General features: G+C 52.2%; 14 protein-coding genes and 1 riboswitch. Of the genes, 4 read left to right on the top strand and 10 right to left on the bottom strand.

Going from position 1 to position 14315, the window contains the following annotated elements; all coding sequences use genetic code 11:
• Positions 1-101: 101 nt before the first annotated feature.
• A complete protein-coding gene (locus TH30_RS09190) occupies positions 102-419 on the top strand; it encodes a hypothetical protein (RefSeq protein ID WP_114097757.1) in 318 nt (105 codons plus the stop codon).
• A 227-nt stretch (positions 420-646) separates the two neighbouring features.
• Positions 647-3337 (top strand): bifunctional acetate--CoA ligase family protein/GNAT family N-acetyltransferase, encoded by a 2691-nt coding sequence (locus tag TH30_RS09185; protein ID WP_114097756.1) that lies wholly within the window; start codon positions 647-649, stop codon positions 3335-3337.
• Positions 3338-3405: 68 nt separating this feature from the next.
• Here the strand turns inward: TH30_RS09185 and TH30_RS09180 are convergent, their stop codons facing one another.
• From TH30_RS09180 to TH30_RS09145, 8 genes are all read right to left on the bottom strand, one after another.
• Positions 3406-3843, bottom strand: a complete 438-nt coding sequence (locus TH30_RS09180) for a MerR family transcriptional regulator (RefSeq protein ID WP_114097805.1) — start codon at positions 3841-3843, stop codon at positions 3406-3408.
• A gap of 104 nt (positions 3844-3947) precedes the next feature.
• On the bottom strand, positions 3948-5402 hold the full coding sequence (locus TH30_RS09175; protein WP_258548669.1) for a right-handed parallel beta-helix repeat-containing protein: 1455 nt from the start codon (positions 5400-5402) through the stop codon (positions 3948-3950).
• 249 nt (positions 5403-5651) lie between these two features.
• The gene (locus tag TH30_RS09170; protein ID WP_114097754.1) at positions 5652-7115 is read right to left on the bottom strand and encodes an MFS transporter; all 1464 of its coding nucleotides are present in this window, start codon (positions 7113-7115) and stop codon (positions 5652-5654) included.
• Positions 7116-7185: 70 nt separating this feature from the next.
• Positions 7186-7902: an energy-coupling factor ABC transporter ATP-binding protein gene (locus TH30_RS09165; protein ID WP_114097753.1), complete on the bottom strand. Its 717-nt coding sequence runs from the start codon at positions 7900-7902 to the stop codon at positions 7186-7188.
• Complete coding sequence (gene cbiQ / locus TH30_RS09160) at positions 7886-8683, bottom strand: cobalt ECF transporter T component CbiQ (RefSeq protein ID WP_114097752.1); 798 nt, start codon at positions 8681-8683, stop codon at positions 7886-7888. Before cbiQ ends, TH30_RS09165 begins: the two co-directional genes overlap by 17 nt.
• Complete coding sequence (locus TH30_RS09155; RefSeq protein ID WP_114097751.1) at positions 8680-9297, bottom strand: cobalt ABC transporter permease; 618 nt, start codon at positions 9295-9297, stop codon at positions 8680-8682. The genes cbiQ and TH30_RS09155 overlap by 4 nt, the downstream gene beginning before the upstream one ends.
• Positions 9290-9964 (bottom strand): cobalt transporter CbiM, encoded by a 675-nt coding sequence (gene cbiM / locus TH30_RS09150; protein ID WP_114097750.1) that lies wholly within the window; start codon positions 9962-9964, stop codon positions 9290-9292. Before cbiM ends, TH30_RS09155 begins: the two co-directional genes overlap by 8 nt.
• 18 nt (positions 9965-9982) lie before the next feature.
• Positions 9983-10783 carry a DUF4198 domain-containing protein gene (locus TH30_RS09145; protein ID WP_114097749.1) on the bottom strand — a complete coding sequence of 267 codons (801 nt, stop codon included), beginning with the start codon at positions 10781-10783 and terminating at the stop codon, positions 9983-9985.
• 167 nt (positions 10784-10950) lie between these two features.
• Positions 10951-11143, bottom strand: a riboswitch (cobalamin riboswitch).
• A 151-nt stretch (positions 11144-11294) separates the two neighbouring features.
• Here TH30_RS09145 and TH30_RS09140 point away from each other — a divergent pair.
• Positions 11295-11837: a DUF924 family protein gene (locus TH30_RS09140; RefSeq protein WP_114097748.1), complete on the top strand. Its 543-nt coding sequence runs from the start codon at positions 11295-11297 to the stop codon at positions 11835-11837.
• A 68-nt stretch (positions 11838-11905) separates the two neighbouring features.
• Here TH30_RS09140 and TH30_RS09135 read toward each other — a convergent pair whose 3' ends face one another.
• Both TH30_RS09135 and yaaA read right to left on the bottom strand, forming a co-directional pair.
• Complete coding sequence (locus tag TH30_RS09135) at positions 11906-12970, bottom strand: glycosyl transferase family protein (protein ID WP_114097747.1); 1065 nt, start codon at positions 12968-12970, stop codon at positions 11906-11908.
• A gap of 24 nt (positions 12971-12994) precedes the next feature.
• The gene (gene yaaA / locus TH30_RS09130) at positions 12995-13771 is read right to left on the bottom strand and encodes a peroxide stress protein YaaA (RefSeq protein ID WP_114097746.1); all 777 of its coding nucleotides are present in this window, start codon (positions 13769-13771) and stop codon (positions 12995-12997) included.
• 194 nt (positions 13772-13965) lie between these two features.
• Between yaaA and TH30_RS09125 the strand changes: the two genes are divergently transcribed.
• Positions 13966-14286, top strand: a complete 321-nt coding sequence (locus TH30_RS09125) for a peptidylprolyl isomerase (protein WP_114097745.1) — start codon at positions 13966-13968, stop codon at positions 14284-14286.
• The last annotated feature ends 29 nt before the right edge of the window (positions 14287-14315 follow it).

Raw genomic sequence — 14315 nt, 5'->3', positions numbered from 1 at the left:
TCGCAGGTTCGAGTCCTGCTGCCGGAGCCAATTAAAAAGGGGCCGAACGTAATGTTCGGTCCCTTTTGCTTTTAGCACGTCACAAGATGAGGCAAGGCACCATGAAAACCGTCAAGATCGAATTGCGTGAAGTTCAGCTCGCCACCCTTTCGGGATCGACCCGCGGCTGGTTAATTGCGGGCGAAAATGACGTCATTCACGGCATGGTGCATCCGATTGATGGTGATTTGTTCACGATTTCATCAACGACAGACCCACGCATTCAGGCCTTTGGCTGGTGCCCGATGTTTGACAGTCTGGCCCATGTACAAAATGATCTTGAAATTGCGCTGGCGATGACATCTGCCGCCGAAGTCGAAGAATGGATTGAAGAATCCGAACGCTTTGACGATGAAGGTCATCACGGTCATCTCCATTGACCCCCTCACCGCTGCATCTGCGGTCACAAGCATGAAACTGCGGCATATCTGAAAAACGCCATAAAAACTTCGTCGCCTCAGTGCTTTATTGATGCACAGCAAATCAATATACTAGCCACTGACTTAACATCGCATTTGCTTCGAGCATGGTGTGCGGGGATATTCACTAAGAGTAACGCAACGCCATTGCCTAAAACCAGCCCACAGCACAACGCGGGAATTCGGCGATGAGTACAATTAATCTGGACCATCTGTTCAAACCCAAATCGGTCGCCGTGATTGGCGCCTCCAACCGCCCTCATTCTGTTGGCCATGTGCTGATGAAAAACCTGCTGGCCGGTGGATTTGATGGACCGATCATGCCTGTCAATCCCCGCAGCCAGTCGATTGGCGGTGTCCTGGCTTATCCCGATGTCAACAGCCTGCCTGTCGTACCAGAGCTTGCCGTTATCTGCGTGCCGCCGCAGGCGGTTATTCCGGTAATGAAATGCCTTGCGGAAAAAGGTTGTCTGGCAGCGATTGTTCTGACTGCGGGACTTGGTTCCGAACCGTTTGATGAGAAACGAAGCATCAAACAGGCCATGCTTGATATTGCGTCTGAAAAGAAGATGCGTCTTCTTGGCCCGAACTGCCTTGGCCTTATGGTTCCCGGTATCGGTTTGAATGCCAGCTTTAGCCACCAGAATATCGGTAGTGGCAAAATCGCATTCGTTTCGCAATCAGGTGCGCTTTGTACTGCCGTTCTTGACTGGGCATCTGCGCGCGACATCGGGTTTTCACACTTCATATCTCTTGGCGAGTGCGACGATGTCGATTTTGGTGATGTGATCGACTATCTGGGTTCGGATCCTGATACCCGTGCGATCATGCTTTACATCGAATCCATTCATGAACGCCGAAGCTTCATCTCGGCTGCCCGTGCCGCATCACGCAACAAGCCCATTCTCTGCATCAAGTCGGGGCGTTTTGCCGAAGGTGCGGCCGCGGCTGCATCACATACAGGCGCACTTGCTGGCGCAGATGACGTCTTTGACGCTGCCATCAAGCGCGCCGGGGTACTGCGTGTTTACACGGTTAGCGAAATGTTCTCGGCTGCCGAAACGCTTTCTCGCATGCGCCCGTTCCGTGGCGACAAGCTTGGCATCGTGACCAATGGCGGCGGGATCGGGGTGCTTGCGGTTGACGCTTTGATCGAACGTCAGGGTCATCTTGCCCACCTTGATCCTGAGACCATCACGGCCCTAGACAAGGTTTTGCCTGCTACATGGTCGCATGCCAACCCGGTCGACATTATCGGAGATGCCCCCGGAGAACGTTATGCCAAGGCAATTGAAACGGTTCTGACTGACAGCAATATCAACAGTCTTCTGGTCATGCATGCCCCGACCGCTATCACTGACCCTGTCGAAGTCGCGCGTTGTGTCATTGACCAGATCAAACACAGTAAGAAAAATATCCTGACCAACTGGGTTGGCGAAGCTACCGTAGCCGAAGCCCGCAACATGTTCTATGCCGCAGGCATTCCGACATATCGCACACCGGAAAACGCCGTGGCAGCCTTCCAGCACATGGTCAATTATCGCAAATTGCAAGACCTGTTGATGGAAACACCACCATCGGTCCCACGCGATTATACGCCTCAGACCGATAAGGCGCGCAGCATCATCCACACCGCCATTCATGCCGGTCGTGACATGCTAACCGAGCCTGAGGCAAAAGCCGTTCTGGAATGCTATGGCATCAATACAGTCAAAACCATTGCAGCCAGTGACATCGAAGAAGCGGTACGCACCGCCGACGATATCGGTTATCCGGTCGCGCTTAAGATTCTGTCCGACGATATCAGCCACAAGTCCGACGTTGGCGGCGTCGTCCTAAATCTTGATAGTGGCGAGGAAGTCAGGGCGGCGGCCCTGAAAATGCAGCGCACCATCGAACAAAAATTCCCCAATGCCCGTCTGCGCGGTTTTACCATTCAGGAAATGATCACCCGTGCGGGCGCACGTGAACTGATTGTCGGCATGACCACCGACCCGATCTTTGGTCCGGTGATCCTGTTTGGTCATGGGGGCGTCGAGGTCGAAGTCGTACGCGACCGTGCCATGGCCCTGCCCCCGCTGAACATGAAGCTCGCCCGTGAACTGGTTGAAGGTACACGCATTTACAAGCTACTCAAGGGCTATCGGGACGTTCCCCCAGTAAATCTTGAAGACCTTTACATGACGCTGGTTCGCCTGTCGCAGCTGGTTGTGCATCTGGGCGAAGTGGTTGAGCTTGACATGAACCCGCTTCTTGCCGACCAGCATGGTGTGATTGCCCTTGATGCGCGTATCAAGGTAACCCCAAAGGTCGTCAGCGACGATAAGCGCCTTGCCATTCATCCCTATCCAAGACACCTGAAACAGGAACTGGTGATGGATGATGGAACGACTTATCTTCTGCGCCCGATCAAGCCCGAGGACGAACCCGCGCACTATGAGTTCATGTCAAAACTGACACCCGAAGATATTCATTTCCGGTTCTTCGGTTCTGTACGTGAACTTCCACATTCTGAAATGGCCCGCCAAACCCAACTGGATTATGATCGCGACATGGCATTCCTGGCTGTGGTACCCGATGGCCCGGAACAGGGCCAGATCCACGGCATTGTTCAGGTCGTCATCGATCCCAATAACGAACATGCAGAATATGCCATCATGGTCCGGTCGGACATCAAGGGGCGCGGTCTTGGTCGTGTTCTGATGGAACAGATGATTGCCTATTGCCGTCGCAAGGGTACCGAAACCTTTATCGGTCAGGTCTTGCCTAGTAACCGCCGCATGCTAACCCTTTGCGAGAAACTTGGTTTCAGCCGCAAATACATCCCCGACGAGGATGTTTTTGAGGTCACGTTACCGCTCCAACGCGACGCTCACTAATCAGGCAATTTCCAACAAGAAAAGCCCGGCAACTGCCGGGCTTTGTCTTTGGTACTTTCGGAACGGAGCTAGGCACCATCGGCCACAAGTTTGGCACGGATATCGGCAACTGCCTTTTCGGGATCGATACCCTTTTCACGCAGGCTGTCGACGGCTTCGTTTTCGATTTTACGCAGTTCTTCAAGCGTGGTCTGCACATCTTCAAGCTGCTGCTCAAGTTCGGAGATCCGGCGGCGACCGACAAGCATCAGATGAGCCAGTTGCTCAGTCCGCGTGCGGTCGGCATCGTAGAGATCGATATATTCCTTGATGTCTTCAAGCGAGAAACCAAGACGTTTGCCACGCAGAACAAGCATCAGGCGTGCCCGGTCACGATAGTTATAAACGCGCGTTGCCCCGGCCCGCTGCGGCGCCAGAAGATTTTTGGTTTCATAGAACCGGATTGCACGCGGCGTGATATCGAACTCTTCGGCCAACTCGGTGATACTGTATAGCTTGTCGTTCATGGTTTTTCTTGTTTGATGACTGCGATGGGTCAACATCGCAACTTTCCGACATTCCAGTCAACATATTTACGCAAACGTAAACATAAAACACCTGATCACCGGGGTTACGATGACGTCGCCTGCACTTCCGGAACGGGTAAGGATCGGACATAATCGAGATCAACCGGAACATAGTCCGGTCCCTGTATCAGACATCCATCGGTAATCGCGCCCGGCCAATGTTCGGGATTGCTGCACCAGACACTGCCGTCAGGCAGAGGTACCTCCAATGGGTTGACATAGGGAATTTGGTGGCTTTCTCGAAGCTCGAACTGGCCAGCAAGACTGTTTTCAAACAGTGGACCTGTTGCGGGTCTAGGGCAACTCAGCACACCGTCGTAGGGATCAAAAATATCCGGATATGCAGGATGATTTGCCAGATCCCCTGAAAACACGACCGGCAAAGGCGGCATGGCTGAAAGGTAAAGGTCAGCATATTCGCCAAAGAACGACTGATCGAGTGGCATCATTTCATCAGGCAAGGTAACCGGGTCTGCATGTTCAATTGCGTTGCGTGCATTCACCAGACCGCGTGTTGTTCCCTTTTTGATATATTTCTGCCGCAGATAGAAACTGTTGTGAAAACAGACAGAAACATAGTCTGGCTGAGGAACGTTTCCACCCTTTCCAAGTTTGAAAACAGCACCGCCGTTATACTCGTCGCCCTCTGGCCCCGGACGGCTATCAAACCAGCAAATATTGGCAAAGTAGTACCAAAATCCACCGCGCACGCCATCTTGTGAAAACAGTTTGTGACAGTTGTAAAATCGGTTGCGACCAATCCACCAGCCAAGGGCCACGAACTCTGGCTCAATCGGATTGTCACGGATATAGCTAAACCGGTTATCCATAATACGGATGTCGCGGTTAAATGTGCCAATCGGAGCGCCAACATTGAAGCTCGATACATCCATGCGGATACCGTTATAGCAATCACGAATATCGTTTCGAGAAATCTCTACATCACCGGCGATATCATCCGCCCCAAAGAACGCACCGTTCAGATAACGGAATGGAACCTTGATGACGTTTCCCTCGTCGTCCTTGCCATCGTGAATTTCATCCCAACGGATGGCGCGCCAGATTGATGAATCCTGAACCCATCGGCATTCGGTGATTTTGATGCCATGGCAACGTTCGCCACTGGCATAAAACGCATAGGTTCCGTCTGATATATCAAGCCCCCTGAAGCTCAGGTTTCGGCTGTTTTCAATGTAAACTGCACTTGGCCAACCGCGCGTAATATTGAGGTTCTCGATGCGGATATGCTCAACATCAATCAATTGAAAAACGGCGAAACGCGCCTGCCCCGGATTGCTTGCCGAGACGCTTGGATCGGGTTTTTGCGCAGCATCAAGAACGACACCGGTTTCGCCACGAACAACGATTGGGTTCCCTTGTTCGCCGCTGTGCGGAAACGGCATGGGCCGTTTGACACGATAGGTTCCGTCGATCAGACGGATAAGCTGTCCGGGTTTGCTGTTGACGATTGCCATTTCCAGCGTTGTTGTCGGACGCATTTTTGAATCAATCCAATGGTCCTTCCCGTCGTCTGAAACGTAAACAACTTCCACTGAACCGTCCCCTTCTATCTTTGCGTCAAGGAACGATACAGCAAAATATCACGACGCCAAGCATCTGTTTTAGCGTCCTTATTCAGAAATAATCGTGATCAGATGTCCGATATCACGGGTGACATCAGGGTGATCATCGGAATTGTCGGGATTGGTGTCCGGGTCTTGGCAAGACGCGCACGCCGATCAAAGCGCCTAGACCATTTCGCTACCATCAACCGGCCATCTTGTGTGATGACTATCAATGACGAAGCGATGCTTGTGCTTCACCGGTGGATGATAGTGTCGATGACGATGTTTTTGTTTATCGCAACCATGGTCGCGGGAATGAACACCATGAAGGTTCGGATTATTTTCCTGCATCACTTGCGCGTCACTACCATGAATATGGCCATGATGCGGGTCGTCATGATCATGGGGATGCTCATGCCAGAATCCCGGATGGCTATGATCAATTTCCAGCGGGTCCTGTTTGGGCCACAACATGATCGCCGCCATCGCACCAATCAGTGCCAGTCCACCTGATGCCATAAACGCAACCGAAAGATCAGCAAGGCTGCCAAGCCACCCCACAACCCCGTAGGCAATCAACCAGCCACCATGTGACAGCGCAAAATTTGCAGCGAAAAAAGCAGACCTGTCACCCGCTCCTGCTGATCGTTGAACCAATCGTCCGCCGGGTGTCTGTGCGAATGTGGTCCCTGCCCCTGCCAGCACCCACAATGCGGCAAATGCGATGGCAGTTTGTACCCCGTTCACAATCAACATCGCCCCGATCAGCATGACCAATGCTGCGGCAAATATCCCGAACATCATCAAGCGGCGTTCACCACATGCATCAATCATTTTCGGAATGATAAAAGCCGCAATCATTGACCCACCGCCGGCACAGGCCAGAAAGACCGTGGTCAAAATGTCGGTCCCGCCAAGCACAGAACGGGTCAGGACGACTGTGTTGACGATGATCATCGCACCAACACAGGAAACAGCAAAATGCACGGCCAGAAGACCACGTAGTCGCGGTGTTTTCAAATAAGCCATCACACCAAAACGGGTATTGGCATAAACACCGCCTTCACGATCAGTCGCAGCAGCACGAGGAATTGACGTTGAGACAATCAGAATGGCTGAAAGCGCAAATGTAAGACTGTTTGCCATGAACAGGCTGTCAAACGACCAGACAAACAACAAAGCAGCTGCCAGTGCCGGGCTTATCAGGTTCTCCAGATCATAAGCCAGCCGGGCATATGAAAGACCCTTGGTGTAGGTTCTCTCGTCTTCCAGGATTTCTGGAATGATCGCCTGAAACACCGGAGTGAAAGCTGCTGACGCTGCATTCACGACAAAGACCAGAACAAAAACCTGCCATATCTGATCAACAAATGGCAGGCACAGAACAATCGTAGCACGCAGAATATCAAGCCCGACAAGCCAAGCCCGACGGGGCAGCAAATGCGCCATACCACCGGCAACGGGTGCAATCACCAGATACGCCACCATCTTCAGAACCAGAATTGAGCCAAGCACCCGGCCGGCATCCGCGCCGGCAAGGTCATAGGCCAACAGCGACAAGGCAACCGTCGTCAGACCGGTCCCGATCAGGGATGTAACCTGAGCAGAGAAGAGATGCCGAAAGGCAGCAATGGAGAACGGTGACATGGTGGGCGTTGTCCTTGGCTACATTTCAGATGGCGGGTCAAATCCGATTACAGGGCTTTGAAAACATAGCTTATACTGACTCTGCCTGTTGCCGGGCACGTTCGGAAGCCGTGCATTTCTTGGCTGGAAGCTGTTTGGCTTCGGACATTTTTCCTGCCCGCAGCTCCAGGGTGCGGGTTGCCAGTTTCCTGCGAAAATGCGGATCATGAGACACAAGGATCATCGCTTGGGGCAGCTCAAGCAGGATTTCTTCAAGCCGTTGCAGGTTTTCTTCATCAAGCGCATTTGTCGGCTCATCAAGAAGAAGAACATCAGGTTTCATTGCAAGCACCGCAGCAACAGAAACCAGCCGTTTTTCACCACCTGAGAGTTCGTGCGTGATGCGTTCACGCAAATGTTTGAGATGAAGCTGATCCAGAACATCGTCGACGATCGCCAATGCTTCTTCCCTGCTTGCACCGAGATTAAGCGGGCCGAAGGCAATATCTTCGACAACCGTTGGGCAAAACAGTTGATCATCCGGGTCCTGAACGATGAAGCCAACCCGACAACGAAGATCATGAAAATCTGCATCAGAAACGCGTTTTTGTCCGAATGCACTGATTTCTCCACCAAGCGGCTTGATCAACCCGACAAGGATACGAAGCAAGGTACTTTTCCCGGCCCCATTGGGCCCGGTGATAAACAGACGTTCATTTGCTGAAAGTGACAGGCTGACACGATCAAGAACACTATGTCCTGCCCGGTATCCATAGGAAATATCGTTTAGTTCAATAAGCAAGGACATAAATACGATCCATCAGGATAAGGGCCGCGATCATAACGAAAAAGGTTGCACCAAGGATGGCATCACGCCTGCGAAACACCAGCTGATCAATCATCGGGAAATGTCCACTAAACCCCCGGCATTTCATGGCCTCAAGCACACGTTCTGCCCGCTCAAGCGACCGAACAAGTAACATACCGAACAGGTAACCGAATGATCGATAGGTATGGAACGTGTTTCGTGCCTTGAACCCGCGCAGCTTCATCGCCATCCGCAGACGGTGATACTCATCATGCAGTACCGAAATGTAACGCACCGTGAACATCATCAGATGCACCAGTGCCGCCGGGCACCTTAACCGGTACAAGGTATGCCCCAAGGTTACAGGCGTCAGCCCCGAAAGCAGGCTAAGCATCATCAGAACAACCGCGTTTGCCCGGATCCCGATCAGGACAGCATGTAAGAGGCCTTCCTTACTGGCGTCCGCGCCCAGCATCGAAAACATCGGTGTTCCAGGCGTGGTAAACGGCAACATGACCAACATGACAATAATGAAGCCGTCCATTGCCGCCATACGCTTCAAGGTCAGTCGAAGTGGCAGATCGGTCAGCAACATTGTGGCAATGGCGATGACAAAGGCACCAAGGGCAAATTCGATCTGTTGCAAGGACACCACCATCACAGCAAACAGACAAGCAGCCACAACACGCACGCGTGGATCAAACGATCCAACAAAGGATGGTGGTTTAACCCCGCCTCCTTGCGCGCTTAACGGCTGGTCATGCCCGAATAAATGACTCATGGCTTTGACGCTTCGGCTTTCAACCGTCTGGCAGCAATGTAATATGCGATCCCGAAGAACCCGAATATATAGCCAATACCCCCAAGAACCGATTGGAGATCATTCTTCTCCTTATAGGCGGTAATTTCGCGCCGAAGGGGCCGAAGTTCATCACGAACAATGGCGGCTATGGCTTCTTCCTGTTCTCGGCTTATCGCGACATTCCCGGAACGGCTTGAACCATCCGGGCCAGCTTGTTTTATGCCGGTTTTTTCATTTGCTCGCGATTGCGCTTCGCCCGTCAGCCCGGCCTGGTCGGACAAATCAGAAATGGCAAAGCCTGCCTCGGCGATGTGCCCGGCGCCCAGATCCGCCCGAAAGACCAGATCGACCTTCTCGCTTGGCGTATAGATAAAAAATCCGTCCCCATCGGTCATGACCTGATCGATCTTATTCCCCAGATTGTCAAAGACCTCAACCACCGTATCGGCAGCCATATCTCCGTTGGAGAACCCGATTTCCCCTTCGACATTCGAACCACTTGGAAAGACAGACGCGATCACCTTATGCGCCTGAGCCCCATGCGCGCCGAACATAACCCCGGCAATAATGATCCCTGTGGCCAGCTTAGCCATTGTTGGCCTCATTTGCCTGTTCAGCAAGGATGATCGAGCTTTGCACCGCATATTCATTGGCCTGATCACCGGTCATCAGCAAGGCCGGTTTGACTTTCATGATCAGATACACGGCAGCGGCAGAAACAAAGCCTTCAACAGCCATGATCGGAATATGGGCAAAGAACACGAGTTTGGCGGCCGGAATGAACGCATCCCCGCTCAGCGTCAGGGAAATCGCCACAAACAACGTGGTCAACGAGATAGAAAGTGCCCCGGCAATGCCGCCCCAAACAGCAGCAGCCGTCGGGTTGCTGCGCGCAACGACACCACGGAACATGAATCCGGCAATCACAGCCGGGAAGGCAATATTGACCGTATTGACCCCAAGAACCGTAAGACCGCCAAATCCGAAGAAAATCGCCTGTAACAACAGCCCGACAAAAAGTGCGGGAAATGCCGTCCAACCAAGAACAAGACCGGCAAGGCCGCTCATGATCAGATGAACACTTGAGGGCCCCACCGGGACGTGAATAAGCGAGGCCACAAAAAACGTTGCCGACAGCACACCGGTTGCCGGAATTTTATCGATCGGGAGCTTGCGCAACCCAAGACCAAGTCCGGCAACCGCAAGAACCCCGCCCCCAATCAGAACTTCAGGAGCCAGTGCCCCGTCCACAATATGCATCTGTTTTTGTCCCCACGCCTATTTCACATCATAGGCACGAACCCACAGGACTGCATCCTGAGAAAGCTCTTTACCGTTGAATTCTTTATCAGGGCCACTGCCAAGTGCCGCAAATCCCCAAAACCCGGCTTTGGGAATACCGAAGGTGAAATAGCCGTTTTCATCGGTAAGCGCCACAATAGCCCCACCGGGCATTGGTTTTGCAGTTGGCTCCTTCGGTCGGCCATTTGCCATATCCGGTTCGGCAGCCATGTATTCAACTTCCACCTCGACACCGGAAACCGGCTGCCCGTCACTCAGAACACGACCACTAAAAGTCGACCCGGCGACGATGTTGGTCGGTCTGTTTAGCGGCAAAATTTCCGTTTTCAGCCCTTGTGCTTCCATCCAGTCCGTCGGAATTTCATTCCGGTTCACATAGGATTTTGTAATCTGCTGGATATAGATATCTTCGCTTTGTTCGTAATATGGCGCAGGCACAACCACCATGACGTAATCGCCACTGCGTTTGAGTGTCAGCGTGCCATCAAATGCCGCCGCCGAGTTCTCAGACCCGGTAAACGTCGTCGGAGAAAGCGTTGATTCCAAATCGATCTTTTCACCACGATGAATAACGTAGAACTCAATCGGATTGGCCATATCCATGACATGTCCGTTTTCAAACGGATGCCAGAAGATCAGCTTGACCGGAACATCACCAGCAGCGGCCTGATTGACTTCCGGAGTATATACCAACTGGAAATGGGCCTGTGCGGCCAATGGCATCAATAATATAAAACAGACGCTTGCAACAGCGCACCTGCCAACGGTCTTAAACATATAATCGTCTCTTCCACGAACGATGCATACCGGGCAACTGCCCGACACGCAGTGTTAGGATAAAGAACGATAGGATGGCTGGAAGCAAGATACCGGTTAAACAAGACCGCATTTTCCCTGCAACCTGACGCTCACCCCGGCGTCCAACAGTTCAGCACCAGACAAGCCGTGTCTGGCAGTCAAAGGCAGGTCTCCTGGCTCACGGTTTTAAAAGCATTACGCCTTCCCGGTTCTCACCAGTGGCATGTGTAATGCTCGGACCGCTTACAGTTGCGGGGGCAGCCGTGGCATTGTCGTAACGCACCACGTTCCCTTTTAAGCCAATCCCGAAGGATCAGCACCCAAGACACAGGCATAATCCATGTCGGGATCATAACTGTCAACTCTTTGCCAAACCATTGGCCCACTATCTTTCGGATAGCATAACTTGACCGGTTGTTTGCCGCTGGCAAAAATTGCTTAACACACCGTATAACCATACGAAATGCATTCTGTTTAAGGGCTAAACGACATGAAACCTGAAACTGTTCTGGACTTCTGGTTCAAGGAACTTGATCAAAAACAGTGGTTTATCAAGGATACCTCACTTGACGCCCACATTTCCGAGCGGTTTTCGGACTTCCACACTGCGGCGCATGCAGGTGAACTCTATTCCTGGCGCGCGACTGCAAATGGCCGTCTGGCCGAGATCATTGTTCTTGACCAGTTTTCGCGAAACATGTTCCGCGACCAGCCGCAATCTTTTGCATCGGATACCGTGGCCCTGATACTGGCACAGGAAGCCGTGGCAAATGGAACGGACAAGAAACTGTCCAACGCGCAAGAGCGTGCATTTCTTTACATGCCCTATATGCATTCGGAATCTGAACTGATCCACGAAATCGCACTGGAACTGTTTGCCCAACCGGGGCTTGAGCATAACTACGAGTTCGAGATCAAACACAAAAGGATCATTGACCGTTTCGGCCGTTACCCGCATCGCAACGAGATTCTCGGGCGTGTATCCACCTCCGAAGAGCTGGCATTCCTCAAAGAACCTAATTCTTCGTTCTAAAATGCAAAAAAGGGACGGCAACCCGTCCCTTTTCTTTTGATCAGATGTGATGAGCTAGCAGTCAGCTATTAGCCGACATTGCGATCGCGTTTGTCCCACCATTCCTGAACCAACCTTTCGGCTTCGTCGATATAATCTGCCTTGCCTGCCAGGAATGCCGCCATTGCAGCACTCCCCTTGATCCGTGCTTCGGCACCAGAATCTTCGACATCTCCGCGCCAGACTGAAAGGAAGTGTTTCAGGGTTACCGGACTTTGCTCGTCGAGCTCTTTTTCCGTTTTGGACAGCATCGCAGGCCATCTGACGTCGCAAAGCTCACCGTTATCTAGCATGCGCAGGTCGACATGCTTGAAAGGCGTACGTTCTGCCTCACCGCCACCGCCCTTGATCACGCCGATCCGTGGAAGTTCAAGCAACTTTCCGGTTTCACGATGCACATCAAGAAAGGCCGGATGAAATACACCTAGGAAAGCCGCACGCGCCTGTAACGGATTAAGCAACCGCAGTAATGTATTGACCGGGCTTCGCAAACCCAGCAACGACCGCAAGCCGATCAGTTCCTGCAATTTCGGATGCATGTGCCGCAATGGCAGATATGCGAACCCTTGGGCAGCGATATCTGATCTTGCTTCTTCTGCGGACATCGCGATTGGCAGTTTCAAGGCCTTGATCGCAGCTTCGGTGCCAACACCATTGACCAGATGGGAATTATATCCATGCATCAGGACCGGCACACCATTCTGCGACAACAAATGTGCCGAAAGTACAAACCAGGGCAAGCCGCGTGTACGCCCCGCCGCATAAGACGGCCAATCGAGCATCGGTCGCCCTTCTGCACCAGCGTCCTGACCATCATCAGGGTCAAGTCGGGCGGCCTTGCGGACAGCTTCGATCATGCCCGCAAGTTCATCGGGCGTTTCTGCCCGATAGCGCAGCATCAATAAGAAAGCCCCCAGTTGAATGGGTTCAACCTCGTCGCGCAGGATCATGGAAAAAGCGTCAAAAGCTTCCTCACGGGTCAGACTGCGTGAACGGCCCGGCCCCCGAAAGAATGTTCTCAAATACCCGGAAAACGGATGTGCCTCGGGCAGATGATTGTCATCCTCGAGCTGTTCAAGATGCTCGTCGGTCATTAGTTATCACCGAAATAGTTTGTGTTATTGGTCATGAACGCGGGTAAAGACCCACTCCGTCTCACTCGACAGGTCATCCTGATAGCAATAGCCATCAAGCTTGAACTTCTTCAAACCCTGCGGATTTTCCAGTCGATTGTCGATCATGTATCGTGCCATCATGCCACGGGCGCGCTTTGCTGAGAAGCCAACAACCTTGGCTGCCCCGCCTTTGACTTCTTTGAATACCGGCGTAATTACCGGGCCTTCAAGCAGTTTGGTCTTTACTGACTTGAAATATTCGCTTGAGGCCAGATTGATCAGGCTGCGATCCTTATGGCCCTGTGTAAGCTTGTTGATTTCAGTGGCGATCTTGTCACCCCAAAAAGCATAAAGGTCTTTGCCACGCGGGTTCGACAGTCGTGTGCCCATCTCAAGACGATATGGCTGCATCAGATCGCGTGGTTTGAGCAACCCGTATAATCCCGACAACATGCGAAAATGACTTTCCGCCCAGTCTATGTCGTCTGCTTTCATGGTGTCGGCATCAAGTCCGACATAGGTATCGCCACGAAAAGCATAGATTGCCGGTTTGGCATTGGTGCGATCAAAAGGCCGTGAAAAATGCTGGAAGCGCTGGTAATTCAGATCAGCAAGGTTTTCACTGATCCCCATCAGCTTCATCAAATCGCTGCGGCTTTTTTTCCGCGCAACTTCAATCAGTTCTTCAGTGTCGTCCAGAAATGCGGGTTGTGAAACAGCCATTTCAGGCACGTCTGTTTCAAAATCCAGCTTCTTGGCCGGGGACACAACAGCAAGCATCAATCTGCCTCTTCTCTTTCATCTCGGATCAATTTGTCGTAACAAGCCACAAGGCATGGACAATGTCTAGGGCCCAAGCCCATGTACAGGAGTATACGACTGTACATGGATTTGGACCCTTGGCGTTTTCCATAAACTTCTAATCTTGCAGAAAATCCGCCAGGTGCAAGCCTTGGCGGAAGAAAGGACCAGTTATGAGTGAACAAGTTCGCGCGTCGCACATTCTCCTGATGTATGCCGGTTCGGCACGTTCGAGTGCAACCCGCACCAAAGAAGAAGCATTGAACGAAATCAATGCTCTTAAGGATCAGATCGCAAACGGTTCCGATTTTGCAGAACTGGCAAAAGCCAACTCTGATTGCCCGTCCGGCCAGCAGGGCGGCGATCTCGGTTTCTTCGGCCGCGGCATGATGGTTCCGGAATTCGATGCTGCTGCATTCAGCATGGAAGTCGGCGCGACCTCTGATGTGGTTGAGACCGATTTCGGTTACCACCTTCTGCAGCGCACCGCCTGATTGCAAAGTTCGTTGCTGCGATGATCAAA

The sequence above is a fragment of the Thalassospira profundimaris genome (assembly GCF_003326795.1).
GTDB classification, from domain to species: domain Bacteria; phylum Pseudomonadota; class Alphaproteobacteria; order Rhodospirillales; family Thalassospiraceae; genus Thalassospira; species Thalassospira profundimaris_C.
The sequence above is the reverse complement of the archived record's forward strand: the minus strand, read 5'-3'. Positions and strand labels throughout refer to the sequence as shown.

Excerpts from the sequence above, each read along its gene's own strand:
- TH30_RS09145 (WP_114097749.1), bottom strand. The coding sequence starts at position 10,783 with ATGTTTAAGACCGTTGGCAGGTGCGCTGTTGCAAGCGTCTGTTTTATA.
- TH30_RS09190 (WP_114097757.1), top strand. The coding sequence starts at position 102 with ATGAAAACCGTCAAGATCGAATTGCGTGAAGTTCAGCTCGCCACCCTT.
- cbiQ (WP_114097752.1), bottom strand. The coding sequence starts at position 8,683 with ATGAGTCATTTATTCGGGCATGACCAGCCGTTAAGCGCGCAAGGAGGC.
- yaaA (WP_114097746.1), bottom strand. The coding sequence starts at position 13,771 with ATGCTTGCTGTTGTGTCCCCGGCCAAGAAGCTGGATTTTGAAACAGAC.
- TH30_RS09170 (WP_114097754.1), bottom strand. The coding sequence starts at position 7,115 with ATGTCACCGTTCTCCATTGCTGCCTTTCGGCATCTCTTCTCTGCTCAG.
- TH30_RS09165 (WP_114097753.1), bottom strand. The coding sequence starts at position 7,902 with ATGTCCTTGCTTATTGAACTAAACGATATTTCCTATGGATACCGGGCA.
- TH30_RS09185 (WP_114097756.1), top strand. The coding sequence starts at position 647 with ATGAGTACAATTAATCTGGACCATCTGTTCAAACCCAAATCGGTCGCC.
- TH30_RS09135 (WP_114097747.1), bottom strand. The coding sequence starts at position 12,970 with ATGACCGACGAGCATCTTGAACAGCTCGAGGATGACAATCATCTGCCC.
- TH30_RS09140 (WP_114097748.1), top strand. The coding sequence starts at position 11,295 with ATGAAACCTGAAACTGTTCTGGACTTCTGGTTCAAGGAACTTGATCAA.
- TH30_RS09125 (WP_114097745.1), top strand. The coding sequence starts at position 13,966 with ATGAGTGAACAAGTTCGCGCGTCGCACATTCTCCTGATGTATGCCGGT.
- cbiM (WP_114097750.1), bottom strand. The coding sequence starts at position 9,964 with ATGCATATTGTGGACGGGGCACTGGCTCCTGAAGTTCTGATTGGGGGC.
- TH30_RS09155 (WP_114097751.1), bottom strand. The coding sequence starts at position 9,297 with ATGGCTAAGCTGGCCACAGGGATCATTATTGCCGGGGTTATGTTCGGC.
- TH30_RS09180 (WP_114097805.1), bottom strand. The coding sequence starts at position 3,843 with ATGAACGACAAGCTATACAGTATCACCGAGTTGGCCGAAGAGTTCGAT.
- TH30_RS09175 (WP_258548669.1), bottom strand. The coding sequence starts at position 5,402 with ATGCGTCCGACAACAACGCTGGAAATGGCAATCGTCAACAGCAAACCC.